Here is a 20,045-nt window from a genome sequence, read left to right as displayed (position 1 = left end):
ATAGCTACTTAATAGAGAAAGACTCACATGGTTAAATACAACCCGTTTACACAATTTTTTTCCCGTCCCCCAAATCTCATGTATGATTCATCGCTGCGCAACGTCTCGTTCTTTGAGTTGCTCCATCATTTGAAAATAGCCTGGAGTGTTTTCCACATCAAAATTTTTTATACAAAGTAACAATTTCATTTTGATCTCTTGCGATAAATCTTCCCTATCCTGATGGTTGGTTTGGTTCAGGGAAGATAGAATTTTCGGGGAAAACATCTCGATAACCCTATTCATTGATTGAACATCCGTCTTGGATCGTTTTACAAGCGTATATAAACTATCTCTCATCTATGTTCCTCCCTCTTACTTGCCGTTTCGAGAAAATCTCTCATTTTCTTCAAAGCCCTCGCATGACTTTTTGAAACTGCCTGCTGGGATCGATTTAATTTATGGGCTATCTCTGAGTCGGTCAAACCATGAAGATAGGCCAAACTTATAATTTGGCGCTGATTTTCCGTCAATTGCCGATACCCCTCGTATAGCCAATAATTCGTAAGCTGGTCCTCGATCCCGAATGACATCTCAATCTCACTAAGTTCGTTCTTGAACTCTGTTGTCGCCAGCACATCGAGGAGTGATGTTTCTGTTTCGCTGCTCAAAGGTTTATCCAAGATCAATCTAAACCTATCAGTATTTTGTCTATGCCTCTTATCAAAGTTGATGGAGTGAAAATGAATGGTCTTAGATAGATAGCTAGTAAACCTGATCCGAAAGTAAAATTCCTTAAACGATTCATCTAATTGATGGATTAAATGATCGTTTGGGCCTTCAATTACCTGTTTTAATAGCTCCATATTTTCCGGAATGGCCAAAAATGAATGAATGATAGAGTTTTTCAATTGATCTTCGTTCGCCTTCAAATACCCTGTCAAATCCGTCGATAAATTGCGCATTTTCAAACGCCCACCTTCCTTTTCGGAACGTACGTTCGTATTGATGACCAAAAAAAATAGGTCTTTCCTATTTGACTAGCTTTACCTCTCTTAAATTGTACCAAAATTTTGTATAATTTTGGAGAATTTACGCAGACGATTTCATTTATCCTAATTTTTGTTTATGACCTCCGCTAATTTCAGTATGACTTCTTCTAACTTTTCCAGTTTCCTCTCAAACCTCAAAAAGAGGTAGATCGTAATCACAATAGGGAATCCAAAGTTGCCCAGAATAGTAGTCCATAAAGGAATATCGATTGTACTCATAAAAAATCCTCTCTTTATGCTTATTTTTTTCCTACCTAGTAGATAAAGAACGTTCGGCACTAGATTTTACAACCCTTAACACGATTTTTTTATATAAAAAACCTCCCAGGCAAAAAATCACATGAGAGGTTCCTTTTCTTATTCTCGTGTCGTCACACAGCTGGGAATAGCAGGCGTTTAGTGTCTAAACACTGGCGAATAGCAAACGCGCGCCCCAGACGCATTTGGCTCTACTTTTAGGCGATAGTCAAAATTGTTCCTAGATAAATTGAATGTTTGGGAGATCCCATCGTTACTGTATCCGGTGCGTGATCCTGAATCAAACCACTGCCAGAGATAGCACTTGCTGAGTAAGATGAACCGCAGACGGTCACCCTTGTTTCACTTGAACAGATACCTGGATACGTTTCTTTACATGCCATTTTGTTCCACACTCCTTAATTTTTTTGGTTACGTAATCATAAAGAGCCATGCCGGTTCCTTTTCACAACCGTTCGGCAAAACTTTTTTATGATCGGTATTTTGTACTTGGGTAATAACAAAAGAGAAGCCAAATTGAACCCTGTATAATTAAAGAACGTAAAAAAGAACCAAGGAACTCTTCTCAGTTCTTTGCTCTGCCAATTTAATTTCATCATGGATTTTGTCTATTTTTTGGGAAAATATATTGGTGAGGTGATTAGATGGAATTTAATTTTGAAATTATCAAACAATCATATAATGTTTTAAAGGTGGATTACCGCCAAGACGAAGGTAAAACGTATTTTGTATATGGATATCGAAATGATGAGGCAGAATACGTCCCCTCAGTTTTTTTAAACTCTGGGTAGTGTCCATCCTCAATGAACTTTTCCATTAATCTTGCAGCTGGTATTCTACTCATTTCTTTCACTTCATTAGGTTCCCTAATCTAGTATTGGGAACCTGAGAATAAGTTCCCCACTAGAAAGGGAGTATGGAGTTCTAAGATTAAGCCACTAAAACAATGACCTCTGGTTCAAAAATTGACCAAGTTAAGAAATCTTTCTTGGCTTGTTCCTGGTTTTCTGCATATAAGTAAACGGTTTCATGAAGTATACAATAGTAAGAGATTTGATACAGAGATAAAGGTCTCCAGTTTCCCGCTTGTTCTGCATGTTCAATCTCCTGCAGTTGGTTTTTGATCTTTTCATCTCCAATAATGTTTCCATGTTCTATGCGTAGAGATATAGTATTTTCAGGTCCCATAACTACAACTAAAGGACAATTTCGTACTGTATGAAGAAAGCTACACAAATTATCCTCGTTCACAATTACATCCTTAGCAAACTTATGGCCGCTTAGTAAAACTCTATAAATAATTGACTCCATTTTTTAATCCCCTCCAGGTTAATAAGTAATTGAAAGTTCAGTATCAGATAAAAGCTCAGAAGAAACTGAACGAATGTCTCTACCATGTTTAGCCTTTAAAATTTGGCGTACATGCATATCATTAACAGCTGATAATACTTCCTTTTCCATGACCCAACCCTCTGTTTTATGAACATAGAAGGAAACCTGGTAAGCATTCCGATGGCACCTATCCCCGTTAAAGAATTCCTGGCTAGGTAATACAGCAGATACTTTATCAAGTTTAAGAAAAATGGGTGGTTTATCTTCTCCTTGCTGAACATCAATCCACGCTGGCTCATTTAATATGAGATGATGAATATGAATATTGCCCTGAATTACGACTTCACCATTTCGATAAATCTTTTCAGAAGTAACAATAAACTGCGTTGCATCTTTGGTGTAAAACTCAACCATTATGCGATATCCTCCCTTTGAAACGAAAACAGATTGAAATCATTCGGCTGCAGTTCTTCCCGAATAAGATCAATCTGTTTTATACAATCCGCCAATATTAGTTTTTTATTTTTTCTGCTATGAATTTTAATTGTCACTGAGTCATTTACTAGAACAATGTTAATTCCATCTTTGAAAAATAGCCCTCTCGCATCTATCATTTTAAATGATGGCCTTTTACGCATCTCTTTCATCCAATTAGCATGGAACATTGATGGATGTTCAAGTATAAATTCAATCCCTGTTACATATGCACCGAGGCATCCTAAAGATAGATCAAATAAATACAACCCTCCAGATAAATCACAATTAAATGTAATTCGATACCCTTTTAGCGAAGTTCTAGGCTGGTTTTCAAATGGCTCAATACGAAAAGTTGAACCATCAATAGCCCATTCAAATCCATTTCTCACCTGTTTGAAGTGGATACTCTTTAAAGCTTTTCCTAACTGTTCAGGCTCAATCGGAGCAAAGCATGTTAACTTAAACATAACAATCTCCTCCATTTCGCCAGAAAAAATTAGCCTTTGTTTTAAACATTAACAACACAACCCTTCTATAAAGTTTTTACTTTATAGTTTTAATGATTCTAATGGGCCCCCTCTAAAACGCAAAAAAACGCCCTTTAGAATGTTCTAAAATAAACACAAAAATAGTGTTTTCTAGATCATCCCAAAGGACGCATATGTTTTATATAAGGACCTGCTAACCTAAATATGGTTGCAATAAAATTACAAAATCAATAAAAACTATAGTTTGATTTTACCATTTCTCACCATCCTAGTTCAAGCTTTTAAAATGTTATGACAAGCTTCCACAAACTTTTGTTCATCTGCAGAAATCTCCAGTAAGTACTCAGCTTCTTCTTTTGTAATGTATACTTGTTGGTCTACCCCTTCCTCATAAGACAAATTTAACCCTGTTAGATTTTGTTCATTAAATTCATTAATATAAGATGTCAAAATTTCAGGAGTAGTAAGAGAAATACCGTTCTTTATTTCTTTTTCCTCTTTTGTTATATAAATGAGTTCAATAAGGTTATTATTTTCTTCATTTCTAAAAATTGTTCTCTTTATATAAAATAGTACATTTAAAATGACTTCTTGTTTCAATTCTATCATCCTTTAACTATAGATTTTCTTAGTTTTAATTTACAAGATGAATGTAGGTTTAATTGTATTTTTTCACAATAAATTAGAGTACAAATTTAAAATCAGTTGCTATCAGTGGTTATTTTCCAATTGATTTATCTGGTTTTTTAAATGATCAGTAGGATAAACCTGATGATACTCTACTTTATCTTAAGCTAATTATTCCCCCTAATAATATAAGGTTCCATAAAATTTAAGATACTTTTGTTTAATAAAGTATACTAAAAAATTCCTTTTCTTAATAGCGAACACAAGTTCGTGATTGCATAAAATGTTAAACTAGAATGGCTAATTTATAATACATTTATCCTTTTCTAGAGTAAATATTTTCTTGCAACAATTTTTTAGGACTTTATGCATATCTGATACTTACCCTCTAATTTGTTTATCAAACTTCAGTTCTCGATCAATATACCTACTGCATTTTCCTAGATATTTCAATTAGTTATTCAATAAAAGTGGAAAACAACTAAAAAAATAGGAAATTCTTTAATAAAAGTTCAATTTCTTGAACTATATTGTTTTTATTGATGCTTTATCTGTAAATTTCATACCCGTTCATCGACAAACTCCCCTACACACAACTTACAATATATTACTAAAGATAGTAAAATATACATATAACTTGTTATAGGAAGGGGGGAGGAAATGCTTGAGAAGTTTACCTTTGGCCAACAGATTAAATATGTACGAACAATAAAGAAAATAAACCAAAATGAACTAGCAAAGGGAATTTGTTCGATTTCATATCTATCTAAGATAGAAAACGGAGTCATTTACCCGAGTGAAGAAATTAAAAATTTATTAATTAAGAAATTAGGTATTGAGGATAGCACTCTTAACAATGAATTTGGAGAAAGAGAGATTCAAGGATTTTATAACTTTCTGCTAAATAAGGACATTCAAAATGCAGAGAAAGTTTATAAGGAACTTTTAAATAAGGACTTTTCAGAAGCGTTAAATTTGAGATTTGAAGTTATTTCTATTTTCTACTTTGTGGAAAGAAAGCAGTTTAAAGAACTCCCCCATTTGATACAATCAATTTTTTCAAAAGAAGCCCAGCTTCCATCTGAGTTAAGATATTTCTTTTATAAAGCATTAGGTTATTATTACTACCACACCCAAAAGGCAGAGAAATCATTATATTTTTTTGAAAAATCAGTGAGCCTAGTTACGATGTTTACGTTAAATAATTTAGAAATAGCTGACCTATACTATGCTTACTCGCTCGCTGCCGCAAGATTGAAAAAAACCGCTATTTGTTTAAAATATTGTCAATCAGCACTAGAGATTTACCAGGAGCTTTATCTTCTAAAGAGATGTGTGGACTGTCATGTTTTATTAGGGATTACTCATCGAAGGAATAATAATATGGAGGAAGCAATTTCTCAGTATAAAACCGCTTTAGACTTAGCTGGCCAGATATATTACAAAGATATTTACTTAACAATCCAGCATAATTTAGGGTTTCTGTACGGTGTCATCGGAGAGATAGATAAAGCAATTGATCTTTTTCAAGAAATTTTAAGTAAGGAAGATCAATTGACCCCTTATGTTCACGTTCAAACTATCCTTTCTTTAGTTAAGGAATTACATAAAAGAAATAACAATAAAGAGGCATTTCAGCTAGTTCAAAAAGGCTTTGAATTGTTGATTAAACACCCTGACTTAAAAAATCAGTTTTATTTAGAATTTAACTTTTATAATCTATTATTGCTTGATAAATATGAAGAATTACAGAAATTATTGTTCTCTAAAGTAATTCCCGCGTTGGAAATGGAAAAAAAGTATTTTTCCTTATCTAATTACTGTCTGTTTCTGGGGGATCACCATTATGCTAATGGAAAATATAAAAATGCTGCTAAATATTTTGCGTATTCAAGAGAATTTCTTAATAAATCAAACCTAACCAAATAAAGGAGTGTCACCATGAATAAAAAATTGCTTGTAACCTCTTCTATTACTATCGGATTGCTAATGAGCGGCTGCTCAACTGGAGCGAATTACTCTATAGATATTCTAAATAATTCTGAGAACATTACAACTGCTAAGGACGATGAAATTCTCCCACCTCTGATTGTTACACCAAAGCCTAAACTTGAAAAGAAAAATTATGTATAAAAAGAAAAAACTCCATTGCTACATTCGGTAGCTGTGGAGTTTCTTTATTGATTAATACTTTCTATGAAGCTTAAACGCTTTATAAGAATCTGCAAGAATATCAATTGGTACACTATCTTTTTTAATAACACCGTTGGTATATTTTACTTCAAATTCAAAGATAGCCGGCCCTGGCTTTATATTTGTTGGGTATTCTATAAAAGCAGGGTCATACAACTCTCCTTTGTATAGAATTGAAGTTCCCTTCTTAAGGCTGACCGTTTTGTTAATTGAAACAGAATTGGTCTGTAATGCCTTTAAAGTACTTTTAACATATTCGACTGGATATGGTGAAACATCAGCTTCTAACAAGAATTTTTCTCCGCTATAAAACTGATTATCTTTGTGACCTAATGACTGGTGTTTATTTTGCCAATCTGGGGTGTGTTTGACGTAACCTTTTAGAATTAGAGGTTTTACATTCACCCAGGTTGAAACCTCAGTCTCATCATATCCGTCATCGGAGGTTGCCCGGAATGTATATTTCTTATGTTTGGAAACAAAGCTGTAGCAATGTTTGGTATCGGAGACTACTTTTGTTTTAGTAAGTACTGTCTTTTCAAATGTCCCCTCTTCTGTAACATAGATTTTCACATCCATTTTATGACCATCTGCATCATGAACCCTTACGCAAACATTAATTGTATCTCCTTCATAAGGATCAGTTGGGTCATACGTCAACGTAATTGTTGAAGGTCTGTTAACCACTTCGATTGTTTTAGTGATGGTGTCTGTAGCGTTATAGGTATCTTTAACAGTTTGTACTATGGTATAAACACCAATTAATTGCAAACCATTAAACGTAGGATTAGCAGCGGAAGAAGTAACTTTACTGCCATCAGGCTTCGTTAACTCATAAACGTATGTTAATTTATCACCATCAATATCAGAAGCAGTAGATGTAATTTTAATTGATTCATTGTTAAAATATTTTGCTTTATCGGTATTGAATCCTGCAGTAGGCGGTCTATTCACGACTTCTACCGATTTTGTAATGCTATCTGTTGCCCCTTCAGGATCCTTTACGGTTTGAGTAATAGTAAAGGTACCAGGCTTATCCAATCCAGTAAAAGAAGGATTAACGGAAGTACTGGTTACCTTAGTGCCATCTGCTTTTACAAGCACATAATGGTAAGTCAGTGGGTCTCCATCCGGGTCAGTGGCAGTCGAAGTAACCTTAATGGTTCCATCACGATAATAGGTTGTTTTATCTGTATTAAACCCAGCTACTGGAGGGTTATTGAACTTATAAGCACCTTTATACGTAGTGGACACGTTACCAACATTATCTTCAGATTGTACATGAAGGTACCATTGCCCTTTTCCTGATTTCGTTACTACATAATTTGAGTTGGTTGACCAGGAAGACCACTGCGATTCAGTTGGAGTACTAGAGGATTGTGTCCAGACATATCGGGATCTTTTATAACCAGAATGAGCATCGTTAAATTTGAGTCGAACCTTAATGCTCTCCTTGCTCCAATCTCTACTAGAAAAATCAGCTGTATCTTCATTATTTCGGTATTGAATAACTGGTCCTGCATCATCAACGCCAAGTTTCATATTTGTAGATTGATAACCTTTAGCCGATTCATCGATTACAACATTGCTAATATTGTCGACGTTATCTTGATAATAATATTGTATATCATAAAGGTGGCCGTGTGTTTTGGGTACCACTGTCCAATTCACTTTTCCATAAGCTGTTTGTTCTTGTCTGTTAGCCGCTTCAATAACTGCGTGTGAACTTTTAAAGAACGAGTCCTGGTGATTAGTACTTTCACTAAAATAGTGGCTGGAACGCACATCGATATTGTTGCCTGCCAAACGTAAATATTGTCGCTTATTTCCAGAATCACCGTCATGTTGCATCAATTGTACTGTGACTTTATCATCAGAGTTTACCCAATAAACATTATTGTTAACGTATTTGGCACCGGTTAAGCTATGGGATATATGAGAAGGAGAAACGCTATCAACACGTAAATTCATACCTGTGTCTCCTTCACCGGTATCGTATCCTCTACCATTGTTTACATTATCAAAATAGTGATATTGGATATCGTAATTATGTCCATGTGTTTTTGGGGTAACATTCCATTTCACAGTACCATAATCAGTATTTTCGGTCCTATTAGCTTCATCGATAACAAGGTGGTTACTTTTAATCCAATGGTTGTTATAATCTGAAGCAGCGGCGAAATCATGGCGAGATCTAACCTCAACCCCACTTCCTAATAATCTAAGATATTGGTATTTGTTTCCGGAATGAGGGTCCCTTTGTCTTAATGTAATGGTTACTGATTCATTTTCTCTTACCCAGTAATCATTTCCGTTAATATATCTTGCCCCTGTAAGACTGTTTGTTATATTAGTCGGAGCGACGCCATCAACACTTAATTTAAGACCGGTATTTCCTGAGCCAGTATCATATCCTACAGCATTTCCCACATTATCAGTGTAATGGTACTGGACGTCATATGTATGGCCATGTGTTTTAGGAGTGACACTCCATTCGACTTTTCCATACTTGGTATTTTCAGTCCTTTTTGCTGCTTCAATTACTAAATGATTACTTTTGACCCAATGGTAGTTATGGTTAGTGGCATCAAAGAAATCATGTCGTGCTCGAACCTCAACCCCACTTCCAAGCATTCTTAAGAACTGATTTTTATTTCCTGATTCTTTATCGTATTGGCGGAGCATTACAGTCACCGTATCATTAGGTTGAACCCAATGATTACTGCCATCTCGAAAACGATGATTAGTGATACTATCGGCAATATGTTCAGGTGGATCGTTTTCAGTAATATATGATATTCTGGCCTGATCTCCTGAAAAGCGCCAATAAGAAGTGGCAGCCCATTTGGTTTTATTGCTATCTTTAGGGCTCCTTACTCCATACCATACAGCTGTTTGAGATTCCTCCGAATCAACACGAGTATAAGTCGTATTGTTTGTAAAGTAACGATCAGACCCTAACTCATCCCGTACACTTGCAGCTGCTTCACGTGGTTTGGAACGCCTTAAAACTTCATCGGTATTCATCGTCAGTTTATTGGTGTTTTGTCCGCTAGATAAAGAAATGCTCCCATATTTAAAATCTCTATTTGAAAAATCAAAAGGAACTATTAGAGGTGTATAGACAATATGAGAGTCTACCTTTTTTATTAGATAGAGGGACCAAACAGCATCTTTACTGTCGTCAGGGAATAATTCATTAAGAGGTAAATAAGCATCAAATCCTACACTTTCATAACGCATATTACAATCATAGTTTGGAGTATTCGTTGTTGAAGCGGAACATTCGTTATAGATACCAGATCCTTGGTTATTGTACTCAAGATCTTCGGTAGCGTATAATCCTCGTTGCTGTGCTCTAAATATTTTTATTGCCCCGGCTCCACTACCAGCAACTTTTTGAGCTGCGATGTAGGTTTCGTTATTAGAACTTAAATGCCGTTTATGTCCAAAAATTACTGACCAGCCTCTAAATTCTAAATAAGGTTGTGTTCCCGTACCGTTAAAATTCTTGTTAACGATACGTTGTCCGCCAGATATATATTTGTTGTAATATACATCGTAAATGAGCATTCTCCCGGTGTTCTCTTTGTAATGTTTCCCACCAGGCGTTTTATTCCACCCACTTCTTACTGTACTTGGAACATCAAATGGAGAATATTCAGCGGAACTTGCAGAGGGGAAGAAGAAAATACTTCCCCCTACAAGTAAAAAGAATAGAAATGCTATTAATTTGAATTTGATACGATTCAAATCTATCTCACCTTTCTAAATTTGAAAAACCAAATAACTCCTCCAATCGCCATTAAGATTAATAAGGAAAAGCCAACCCAAATTTTATTGTTACTAGAATTTTGGTTGCTATCACTAGAAACATCTTTTAAAGCAGATTGACTATTAATTTTTTCTTCTGTTTGAATTGATTTTTCTTCTCCATCACCACCGTTATCCTCATCTTGATTTATAGTATCTTCAGATGACTTTTCATCTTCAGATTTGCTATCGTCTTTTTCTTTTGCTGCTTCATCATTGGAGCTTTCTTTATCTCCAGAAGGTTTAGTTGATGCACTCGCCACCTCTTTTACTTGTTTTTCAGTGACTGATTTAGAATTTTCCTCATTGCCTTTTGCCTTTGATGTTGTTGTGGTATTTGTTGAAGTGTTTTTACTGCTTCCACCGCTACTATTAGATGAAGTTGATGTCTTATTTGTTTGACTTTGAGTTTCTGTAGGTTTAGACACCGGCTTCGTTGTCGGTTTTGACTCTGGCTTAGGCTGTGGCTTAGGCTCAGGTTTAGGCTGAGGTTTCGGTTCTGGCTTTGGTTGTGGTTTTGGCTCAGGCTTAGGCTTAGGCTGAGGCTTCGGTTCTGGTTTAGGTTCTGGTTTTGGCTCGGGCTTAGGCTCTGGTTTCGGTTTCGCCTTCAAGATAGTTGTTACAGTTAGTTCCGCTTGAAAAGGCTCCTCGAAGATAGATATTGTGAACTTTTGACCGCTTCTTGTTACTTCAGTAGTAACGTGGCCAACAACATGAAAGTTATTAGCGCTTGCAGAATAAAAGCCGTTAACCAACCCATTGCAGGGACCGGTTGCATTTGCCCAGTTGTTTTCTGTATGAATATCCGATTGAATTGTCATACTGCAGCTGGCCTTTGAACTTGCTTCTACGGAATTACTTTGAAAGATCCCTCCTATATTTGCAGCTAATAGTGTCGCTAACGTTGCCTTCATAAATTTCCTCATTCGTCTTCCCCTTCTTTCTCTAGAATTTTCCTCGATTTTTGTTGCATTCTTTTGTCTCAACATGTGTTCTTCCCCCTATATTTTTTTTCACAAAACAAAAACGGCTCCTTGGTAGAGGTTTTTAGGCAATAGTAAATAAATACTATAAGCCTTGTAACTCTTAAGTCCCAAAGAACCGCTCTTTTTGTGAATCCGCTAACTCCAAAGTAGGAGATGCAATAAAATAGTAAAAGCTAACATCTGAGACTATTATATTAAATTTTGGAAGACTTTTCAAACATTGGTTAAATATGAATACAAAAAAACCCGAACAAACAATTGAATAAGTTCAATCATTCATTCGGGTTTTTCCCGTTAGCCATATATTAATTTAATCATAATACATATGGGTATTATGGGTCAATTAAATAAGAGCCATTATTTATTTTTTATATTCATAAACCGCTGCCTGCCTTATAAAGCTCGAATCTCCGACAAACCAGCGGGGGCTTTCAGTACTAATAACTGCTATGACACTAGGACCATCAACAGTTTCCATAATCTTGAATTGGTCATTAACGTAAGTAAAAGGATAGGTCCTTGGATAACTATCATCTATAAATTCAAGATGCAAAAGAAATATATCATTCTTATAAAAAGAACTTTTATTTGGTGTATAAACAAATCCGGAACCACTTTTAATATCTAAATTTTTTTCTAAACTGGCTTTAAGCTTATCTATGGCCTTATCCTGATCAAAAACAATTCGTCCATTTCCCAACTGTTCAGGATTAACAGCTAAGGCAGCGTCGTGAACAGCTAACTCCAAAGCATTTTTTAATTGCCTTGTAGCTGTTTTATCAGCATCAAGATTAAATTGAATTTGCGTTATGAATGCGAATAAGAGAATAAATAGAATGGTTCTAAGGGTAGTAGCCATACAAATAACTCCTAATTAATATATTCACTTAAGATTTTGGTTTCCTTTTTAAAAGTACCCGGACCTTGATTAAAAATATCTAGAATAAAAATGAAACTTCTTGGGGCTTCAATACTTGCTTCTATATATTGGTTACGGGGTGTTAATGATTGTGTGGCTGTTACCTTAATTTTTGATTCATCAAAGTTATACCTATCTACTAAAGTGTCTTTCATCTCATCAATAATAGCGGGAGTGAATCTGCCTTCTATCGATGCTTTCTTTGCTCCCTCGGTGAGAACTACTTCTACAGCTTCTCTATGTAGACTATCAAGATAAGCCAGAATCGGAGCAAACATAATATTTATGACAATAAAAAGGGTCATCCATTCTCCTAATGTCTTTGACATTTAAGAATCCTCCTTAGTAAGGGGGAAGCTATGATGCCTCCCCCTCATTTAAAAATTAATTACCATCAGATGGCAGGTTGTTACTAATACCAGTAATTTCAGTTTGATATTCTGTAGATTCTGAGCTGATCATGTTGTATCCAATAAAGAATAGAAATGCGCTAATCGATACTACTGTTACTGCAATTTTTAAGAATGTAGATAATGTTTGATTCATGGTTAAATTCCTCCAATAATAAATAATTTATTTAAATTTTATTTGGTGCTCAGTATTTAACATTTGTTCATGATGATTATTTTTTTGCTTTAAAGAATCATAGGCAACTCCAAAGAGAAGTCCAGTGATAATTATGACGATAGATGCCATTAACATAAAAGTGGCTAATGATTTATTCACACGTTTTCACCCTATCCACTATTTGTTATGTAATCAGCAATGGAATCTGAAATGCTGCCCATATCTGTAAACATAGCTCCAAAAATAAAGGCACTGATTACAACTGCAGTGATGGCAATTTTCATAAATGTGCTTAGTGAAGTATTTATCGACATCACCTCCTTAAAGGAATGTAGAATTATTACATTCTGGAAGATTTCAATATAACTGATACCATTGTTACGATGACCACAAGGAAGTTCAGGATTATCAAAAAGTGAGTTATCTTAATAGGAATTCCTAATAAATCAGTAGTGATTTTTCTCTTCCTTCTATAATTTTCAATTTGCGAACGAACAAACATATTATGCATTCCGCGTAAATGTCCCAAAGCGGTTTTTCTGTCTAAGTCATCTAAACTTTTTATAACACCTATTAACGCCTGGGATTCTTTTGAATTAAGCTCTTTTTCAAACTGCTCTAAAGCCGCTTTTGGTCCTTCATCGTTACTCCAGGCAGTTAGAAGTTTTGTGAGTGGCTTGTCCAAAACAACGAAGTAGGGTTTAATATTTCGCAATATATTATAGGTATTGATCCTGCTGATGTTCATCATTTCAATCTCGTTAATTAGTAAGTCATATAACATAAAAACTTCCGCGTGCTTTTTTGCTTGGTGGTATTCGATAACTCTCTTCATCAAATAAACAAACAAAGAATATGGGTTGCTTGGTGCAGCCAGGAGAGCAAGTAATAAGATGATAACAGCTGCTACCATTGTTAATTTCTGTGCTCCTCCATTAATGAAAATCGGAAGAATTACGTAGTATATAGTTAGGAAAAGGATGAACCCAAAAGTAACAAGATAGTATTTTAAACCAGTAATGCCCAAAGGATACTGAGCAAGCTTTAGCCATTCCTCTGCTTTAGTTTCTTTTGAACTAGAAACAAGCTTCTCTTTATTCTTTATTAAGCTATTTCTGAAACGGATTCGGGTTTGTACTCTTTCTGCTTGTGAACTTAATCCTGTATAAACCAACACACCGGCTAAACATGATAAAAGAAGAGAGAGTGTATACATTACATATGGAAGATATTTAAAGAAAATAGTCTCAGCCAAGGGGTTACGCTCCTCTTATAAGTCATTTTTGGGCCTTTTCAGGAATGCCGAAATAATAATTGAGAAAACAACGCCTAATAAACAAACTGAAAATAATAGGATGGTCCATTGGCTACCAAACTGCAGTTTCCACCAATCCTGAGCACCAGAAGAGTAGTACCCAAGGATAAGCGACCCAATAAAAACCGGAATGGTTAAGTATCCGTTGTATACAGAATCCATTGTTTGAGATTTTTCTTCTTCTAACATTTCTTCCGTTTCTTCCATCTGCTTTGTTAATACCATTAAGGCATTAAGAACCTTTTCGTTATAGAGGTAAGCCTTTAAGATAATACTTCCTAGACGTTTCGACCAGTTTGTCCCTGCTGTATAAGTAAATACCTGAACACTTTCACGGAGTTCATACTCATTCCTTGAGACCTGGAGATCAGAAATTAACTTAACGATTACTTTCCTTAATTCTGGACTCCTGATATCTTTTTGAGTTTCAGATAAAGCATGATACATATCGTTATGCATTGCATTGTAATTTTGAGTAAGCTTTTGAACTATGTTCAGAAATTCCAAACTCATGAGATAACGTATCTTATTAAGTTTTAACCTTAAGAATAAATAAGGGATTAAAAGTAATAGAAAGCCAAACGTCACAGATACAAAAATATCTCCAAAAACGAATAGGATAAAAACTCCTGATAAGACCCCTAACAGTATTGAAAGAATAAGGAAAATTTCTACACTGTTTTCATTCCTTTCTTCACTAGTCGTTTTTATTAATAGGTTAAGATGCTTTAATAGGGGATTTTTGTATTCGTGACTCCTAGACAAAACAGCTTTCGTTTTGACCTTCCGGATCCTATATTTGTAATTCCACTCATTTACCTTCGTTTTTATTGATGACAGCATAATTGTTTTAGCAGTCCATAATGACAGGCAGAGAAGAATTGCATATAGAAAGTAATTTACGCCAATTTGCCATACCCAGTGTAAGATGCTATCCATCTAGATTCTCTCCCAAGAGGGTATCGATAATTTGATCCTTTATTTTTAAGTAATCCTTCATTGGTGATTGTCTTTCTTTATCTTTTAAATGCTTAATGAGAATTTTTGTATCTTCTAGACTTTCAGCTGCCATAAGAGTTAATAAATCTTTTGTGATATTAGAAGAATAGTAATATTTATCTGTTACTGGACTGTACCTGACTAAATCTTGTGTTCGGTGAGCCCTTTTATCTTCATCCCATATGATTTCGGTGACTCCAATAACTCGCTTTCTTCTCCTATCTCGATCCGCGCTCATGGTTACAATAATGTCAATATTACGCGCTACTCGTTCCAATTCATTTTCAAAGTTCCGATTAGGAAACTCGTCTAAGATATGTCGGGTAATCTGCGGTGCCACATTTTCTACAGATGTAAGGTGATAGGTTGAAAATGCTCCCCTTTCCCCACGTTCACAAGCTTGGAGATAGCCTTCAGTTTCAAGACTTCGTATTTCTCCAACTATGATATAGTCGTGCTCCATTCTTAGCAGTCTTGGGACAGCATGATGGAGATCGCCTTCTTTGGCTTGTATTTCAAAGATAAGCCGGTCTTTAAATTGTTTGGATAAATCCAACTCAAAGTGCTTCTCCATAACAGCAGCAACATAGCTGGAATCCCGTTCTCTCAACATAGATTTCATAAAAGTCGACTTAGCGGACCGGACACGGCCGGCAAAAATGGTGTTAGCCATTACCCTGGATAATGCACGAAACAAGGGAATATCATCTACAAGAATAGTTCCTAAATTAGCTTGTTCCTCAAGGCTCATATTTTTTACAACAAAGCGGCGGAACATGATGTAATTTTCTTTCCCTCTTGGTTTTTGGATCATAGTGATACGGCTTCCGTCTTCTCTTTCTATTTCAAGTTCCGGTGTTTGTTCATTAATAACCGCATCTTTGACCCTCATAGTAAAAGCCCTTTTTATTCGTTCGACAGCCTCTACATTTTCAAATTCCTCTATTTGTTTTGTAAATTGACCATCAATATCAAGCCAAAGTTCTTTTCCACGTATGACGGCTGCTTCACTATTCGGAAGCTTGTCCCATTTGTGAAGGATACTGACTCCCCATACTTCATGAAAGATAGCTTCAGCAAGGGAATCATAAAAGCGAGGATACTCATTAGTGGTAATATTCTCTGTTTGTAAAACCTCATTGATCTTCGTAATAAAGTAAGACATTGCTTGTGCATCACCAATTACTGCTTTATGCTGACGTTCCAACCAAATATTTTCATTGTAGTGTACTTCATCGAGGTCTTTTCCTTTTTCTCTGTTAGGTTCTGAAATGGATCCATCTACAATAATGTCATTTAATTGCTCCCGGACCTTTTGGCAGATATCTTTAAAGGACCTCTTTCTCGCAAAGGTTGTAATGTAATTTACTTTTAACCCTTTTTTTTGAACGGTCTCTGCCAACCAATCAGAAGAACTAAATTCTTTTTCGACTCCCAATTCCATTTTAATTTGCTTCAACGATAACCACCTCCTATTTCAAGAAAGAAAAGAATCTCTTTTTCTCATTCCGTTCTTCTATAAGCTGCTCTTTTTCGGTTAGCCTACATTCAGAAATAATTAAATTCGATAGCAGGTCTAAGTTTTTTGTATAATAAGAATCCGATACATCATATAGGAGCCTCTTTTGATATGCGGCCATCGCTCCTAGGTCACCCATATCAGGCAGTGTGGCTACCTTGGTCATTCCGAGCTCTTCTTCTAATGCCTTTTCATTAATTAGCATGTTGGCCGGTTGAAAACGATTAATAATCAACATAAAGTCGTCTGACACACCACCAGTAGGCTCAATAAGTTGTTGGAAAACGTAAGGGAAGTAACCTCTATAACCTTTTTCTTCTTGGTTTGTTACCAAAAAGCGTAAATTGCTAGATATATAGGATTGAACCGTTGGAGCGGTATCAAAATGAGTACCGGCATCGATTAAAATCACATCGAATAGTTGCTGAGCGACTTTAATAAGATGTTCAATTTCATGTGGTTGGTAAAACCGTTGCATCTTAATATCCCGGTTTCCTGCAAGGTGATAAAACCCATTTTGATGTGAAACCGCTTCTGAAAGCCTTGCTGGTGTTAAGTTTTGGGTCTTCAGGTCAACTTTTAAGTCATTTAAATAATTTCCGTTATAGTGATAAAAATAATCAGATGGATCCCAGCTGTTTAAACTTAGGACCAGGACTTTCTCTTCTATCTTATTCGAGAGTGACCGGGCAAGATTTAGGGTAGTAGTTGAAACACCCGCCCCGCTATGGGTACCGAAAAAACTGACAAGTCTTTTTGAAAGGTAATCATCTTTGTTTGTAATCTGATTAATAATTTCATCTACAACTTGATCCACTGTTGAATATTCACTTAAGACCTTGACCTTATAGGCAGCACATAAGCGGGTAATATTTCGCATGATAATATCGCTGTTTACTCCAAGCGGTTTATAAAAGACTAAACTCTCCGGAAAAAGATCTCTAACTTGTTGTAAACTATCTAAATCAAAACTCTCACCATCTAATAAAATGGCATTGATTTCAACATTTGTTTTTGTTGCTTCGTCAATTATAAGTACTGTCGTGATTTCCTCATGTTTTTCAAACCGTTCTTTATAGATAGAGTTTTTTGATATCACTAATAGATTCATGGGATAATACTCTCCTTTAATGGTAAGTAATATATAAGCGGGCTCCCTTACCAAGTACCTCACCCATTAATTTTGTAAAGTCCTCTTCATTTAATATCACTTCCAGATCACTGATGGTAGAGGTAGCATCTAAGCGTTTATCGCCTTTGTTACCTTCAGCAGCAGATACGACTTCTTTATTGCCGGAATCCTTTACGTACACCACTCTTACATCTTTAAGGAATGGCTTAGTGTTGACTGAAGTATTGATTTCAACTTTTTCTTTAGACTCTGCCTCTTTTGAATCTGTTTCTTCCTTTGTTTCAGAGGTAACTTCGGGAGAACCGTTGGTAATAAGATTCGTTGTTCCATCCTGATTGACAAGATATATATCAATAGAGTCTTTCCTTCGCAATGAACCTGGTTGAGCATAAATCATTTCCTTTGTAATAGGGCGAATAGCTTCTCCTTCGGTTTCATCGGGAATCAATTGTTCAAAATCAATCATTTTAGTTGATATCATTGAGTTTCCTACGATATTGACGGATGAGTCCTGCCCCACTATTTGGTCCATATCTTGTGCAAGTACCACATCGTCAATTAGTGCCTCTTTTGGCCTTCTTTCTATAGCTAACTTATTTTTGGTTATACTTTCAGACTTAAGAATTTCTTCCCCAGCTTTCACAACGACTACTTCTGCTGAATAAATACGATCTTTTATATAAAAATCGTATACAAAAATAAATCCTGCAGTAGCCACGGAAGTGAATATTCCTAAAGCTATTTTGACTCCCGGCTTCATACAGTTGTCTCCTCTCCTTTGGATTCCGCTTTTTCAACACTAATCTTCTTATTAAAGAGCCCCTTAAATACTCCAGAAGCTTTCTTTTGTTTCTTAAGAAAATCACCAGGAAGGATATCTTCCAAAAGCGGCCGCAAACTTGATTCCAATTGTTTTTCGTAATCTTTTGTATCATTCAAGAATAATCCCTGGAACTGTGCTTGAAACACATCTGTTACTGGAAAAGAAGGTAAATGGGTTATCATTTTCTCCAGGTAAAGATCCTTAAGCAATTCGTTTTTCATTAGAGCTTTATCAAATCGATTTCCTACCAATGAAGATTTATCAGACTGAAGCTGCTTTTGTAGAAACTCAATTGATTTTTCACTTGATTCCTCAAAATGCTGGATAAAAGGAATATCAGGTTCAAGAATGAAGTAAGCATGATCAGCAATGTCAAATACATCTTGATAGAGTTCGTATTGCCAGTCAGTACCAACATCCATTATGGTTACTGTCGAGTTAGAAGAGAACAATACTTTGATAAGTGCATCAAATGAAACGTCCTCCTCCTGATAAAGCGGCTCTTTAGTGGGGTGTTTGCAAATAATATCTACTTCTGATTTGCTCCAGTCATATATGCTTTTAATCTTTGGATCTATGTACTTGCTGAATTGATAGAATTTACTTTTGTACTCATCCGAATATAAATGCCCGAAAAATCGATCATATGTATACGATTTAGAGAATGGAGATTCTACATAGGTAGTGGAAACGCCCATTTTCGCTAAGCACCTTGCCAAAAGATGTGAAATAAATGTGCTGCCACTTCGTTCAATCGGGCTACCAATCATCACTAATTTCTTTTTTACAGGAATACCTACAATCTTTTCGTTATGGTTATGTACATGAAAAGTGTAGTCCCTCTTGATAGTGGTTTTGTTAACGACTTTTTGAACGACTTTCTTTTCAATTACCTTTTGGACGACTTGCTTTTGCTTTTCATGGTTGTGGTTTTCATCAGCTTTACTTTCATTTTCGTTTATTTCTTCCTCACTGGAGCGGTGCTCAACTTCTTTGACTTTAGAGGTATCTGAAAAGATTTCTGATGAAAGGAACTTAGCAACTTTAGAGAATTGTGGTTTGGCTTTTAGCTGTTCAACAAACACACTCAAATCAAATGAATTTGTATTGAAAATATCCATAATCCCTAAACTGACTATTGTTGAAAGGATTGGATCCCCTTTTGGCCTTTCACATAAATAAACGATACGTAAAGAGTCTTCAAACTGTATCCGCATGTCTTTAAGGAATAATATGAGCTCTTTGTCTTTCAATTCCTGTCGGTTATAATCACTTTCAAGGTAATAATCGTGCATAATTAATATTTCTGGGGTTTCAATTTCAACAATTTCTTGAAGGAAACGTCTATGCAGCACTTCTTGGGAGGATAAGGTGAAATCCTCTGTATGTTGCTGAAACGTATTAATCAATATGTCTGTATACGATTTATCCCCTACAGCAATAAGCACTTTTCTAGGCATTTAAAATCACTCCTGGAAAAAACAAAAAACCCGAAACGTAATCACCAACAATACCATGTAGTATTGATTGGAAATTAGGTTTCGGGTTTTTCCCGTTTTATTATAG

The 20,045-nt window shown here is 35.6% G+C and carries 22 protein-coding genes; 2 read left to right on the top strand and 20 right to left on the bottom strand.

Annotation, left to right across the window (positions count from 1 at the left end):
- Positions 1-87: 87 nt before the first annotated feature.
- From AC0VZ9_RS27715 to AC0VZ9_RS27685, 7 genes are all read right to left on the bottom strand, one after another.
- Positions 88-339 (bottom strand): helix-turn-helix domain-containing protein, encoded by a 252-nt coding sequence (locus AC0VZ9_RS27715; protein ID WP_159868126.1) that lies wholly within the window; start codon positions 337-339, stop codon positions 88-90.
- Entirely contained in the window at positions 336-944 is a 609-nt protein-coding gene (locus AC0VZ9_RS27710) for a sigma-70 family RNA polymerase sigma factor (RefSeq protein WP_159868129.1), read from the bottom strand. The genes AC0VZ9_RS27715 and AC0VZ9_RS27710 overlap by 4 nt, the downstream gene beginning before the upstream one ends.
- Positions 945-1,094: 150 nt before the next feature.
- On the bottom strand, positions 1,095-1,250 hold the full coding sequence (locus AC0VZ9_RS27705) for a YvrJ family protein (RefSeq protein ID WP_113885506.1): 156 nt from the start codon (positions 1,248-1,250) through the stop codon (positions 1,095-1,097).
- Between the two features lie 969 nt (positions 1,251-2,219).
- Positions 2,220-2,600 carry a hypothetical protein gene (locus AC0VZ9_RS27700; RefSeq protein WP_159868132.1) on the bottom strand — a complete coding sequence of 127 codons (381 nt, stop codon included), beginning with the start codon at positions 2,598-2,600 and terminating at the stop codon, positions 2,220-2,222.
- A gap of 18 nt (positions 2,601-2,618) precedes the next feature.
- On the bottom strand, positions 2,619-3,035 hold the full coding sequence (locus AC0VZ9_RS27695) for a hypothetical protein (RefSeq protein ID WP_159868135.1): 417 nt from the start codon (positions 3,033-3,035) through the stop codon (positions 2,619-2,621).
- On the bottom strand, positions 3,035-3,565 hold the full coding sequence (locus tag AC0VZ9_RS27690; RefSeq protein ID WP_159868138.1) for a hypothetical protein: 531 nt from the start codon (positions 3,563-3,565) through the stop codon (positions 3,035-3,037). The genes AC0VZ9_RS27695 and AC0VZ9_RS27690 overlap by 1 nt, the downstream gene beginning before the upstream one ends.
- Positions 3,566-3,859: 294 nt before the next feature.
- Entirely contained in the window at positions 3,860-4,195 is a 336-nt protein-coding gene (locus AC0VZ9_RS27685; RefSeq protein ID WP_243856262.1) for a hypothetical protein, read from the bottom strand.
- 678 nt (positions 4,196-4,873) lie between these two features.
- On the opposite strand from AC0VZ9_RS27685, the gene AC0VZ9_RS27680 reads away from it, so the two are divergent.
- Both AC0VZ9_RS27680 and AC0VZ9_RS27675 read left to right on the top strand, forming a co-directional pair.
- On the top strand, positions 4,874-6,142 hold the full coding sequence (locus tag AC0VZ9_RS27680; protein ID WP_251283958.1) for a tetratricopeptide repeat protein: 1,269 nt from the start codon (positions 4,874-4,876) through the stop codon (positions 6,140-6,142).
- A 12-nt stretch (positions 6,143-6,154) separates the two neighbouring features.
- The gene (locus AC0VZ9_RS27675) at positions 6,155-6,346 is read left to right on the top strand and encodes a hypothetical protein (protein ID WP_019379616.1); all 192 of its coding nucleotides are present in this window, start codon (positions 6,155-6,157) and stop codon (positions 6,344-6,346) included.
- A 51-nt stretch (positions 6,347-6,397) separates the two neighbouring features.
- Here the strand turns inward: AC0VZ9_RS27675 and AC0VZ9_RS27670 are convergent, their stop codons facing one another.
- The 13 genes from AC0VZ9_RS27670 to AC0VZ9_RS27610 form a co-directional block, all read right to left on the bottom strand.
- Positions 6,398-10,159 (bottom strand): Ig-like domain-containing protein, encoded by a 3,762-nt coding sequence (locus AC0VZ9_RS27670; protein WP_251283957.1) that lies wholly within the window; start codon positions 10,157-10,159, stop codon positions 6,398-6,400.
- A gap of 2 nt (positions 10,160-10,161) precedes the next feature.
- On the bottom strand, positions 10,162-11,208 hold the full coding sequence (locus tag AC0VZ9_RS27665) for a hypothetical protein (protein WP_159868147.1): 1,047 nt from the start codon (positions 11,206-11,208) through the stop codon (positions 10,162-10,164).
- 358 nt (positions 11,209-11,566) lie between these two features.
- On the bottom strand, positions 11,567-12,064 hold the full coding sequence (locus AC0VZ9_RS27660; protein WP_159868150.1) for a peptidase M23: 498 nt from the start codon (positions 12,062-12,064) through the stop codon (positions 11,567-11,569).
- Between the two features lie 11 nt (positions 12,065-12,075).
- Entirely contained in the window at positions 12,076-12,453 is a 378-nt protein-coding gene (locus AC0VZ9_RS27655) for a hypothetical protein (RefSeq protein WP_019379619.1), read from the bottom strand.
- Positions 12,454-12,508: 55 nt separating this feature from the next.
- Positions 12,509-12,670, bottom strand: coding sequence for a hypothetical protein (locus tag AC0VZ9_RS27650; RefSeq protein WP_009336089.1), 162 nt, complete (start codon positions 12,668-12,670; stop codon positions 12,509-12,511).
- Between the two features lie 27 nt (positions 12,671-12,697).
- Complete coding sequence (locus AC0VZ9_RS27645) at positions 12,698-12,850, bottom strand: hypothetical protein (protein WP_019379620.1); 153 nt, start codon at positions 12,848-12,850, stop codon at positions 12,698-12,700.
- Between the two features lie 11 nt (positions 12,851-12,861).
- Positions 12,862-13,005, bottom strand: coding sequence for a hypothetical protein (locus tag AC0VZ9_RS27640; protein ID WP_157380284.1), 144 nt, complete (start codon positions 13,003-13,005; stop codon positions 12,862-12,864).
- A gap of 26 nt (positions 13,006-13,031) precedes the next feature.
- Positions 13,032-13,946, bottom strand: coding sequence for a hypothetical protein (locus AC0VZ9_RS27635; RefSeq protein WP_236566285.1), 915 nt, complete (start codon positions 13,944-13,946; stop codon positions 13,032-13,034).
- Positions 13,947-13,961: 15 nt separating this feature from the next.
- Positions 13,962-14,945, bottom strand: a complete 984-nt coding sequence (locus AC0VZ9_RS27630; RefSeq protein WP_019379623.1) for a hypothetical protein — start codon at positions 14,943-14,945, stop codon at positions 13,962-13,964.
- Entirely contained in the window at positions 14,938-16,464 is a 1,527-nt protein-coding gene (locus tag AC0VZ9_RS27625; protein ID WP_236566286.1) for an ATPase, T2SS/T4P/T4SS family, read from the bottom strand. Before AC0VZ9_RS27625 ends, AC0VZ9_RS27630 begins: the two co-directional genes overlap by 8 nt.
- A gap of 13 nt (positions 16,465-16,477) precedes the next feature.
- Complete coding sequence (locus AC0VZ9_RS27620) at positions 16,478-17,635, bottom strand: P-loop NTPase family protein (protein WP_159868153.1); 1,158 nt, start codon at positions 17,633-17,635, stop codon at positions 16,478-16,480.
- A gap of 16 nt (positions 17,636-17,651) precedes the next feature.
- Positions 17,652-18,416, bottom strand: coding sequence for a hypothetical protein (locus AC0VZ9_RS27615; RefSeq protein WP_159868156.1), 765 nt, complete (start codon positions 18,414-18,416; stop codon positions 17,652-17,654).
- Positions 18,413-19,939: a hypothetical protein gene (locus tag AC0VZ9_RS27610; protein ID WP_159868159.1), complete on the bottom strand. Its 1,527-nt coding sequence runs from the start codon at positions 19,937-19,939 to the stop codon at positions 18,413-18,415. The genes AC0VZ9_RS27615 and AC0VZ9_RS27610 overlap by 4 nt, the downstream gene beginning before the upstream one ends.
- Positions 19,940-20,045 lie beyond the last annotated feature (106 nt).

This window comes from Cytobacillus sp. QJM3NY_8 (assembly GCF_056173585.1).
The sequence above is the reverse complement of the archived record's forward strand: the minus strand, read 5'-3'. Positions and strand labels throughout refer to the sequence as shown.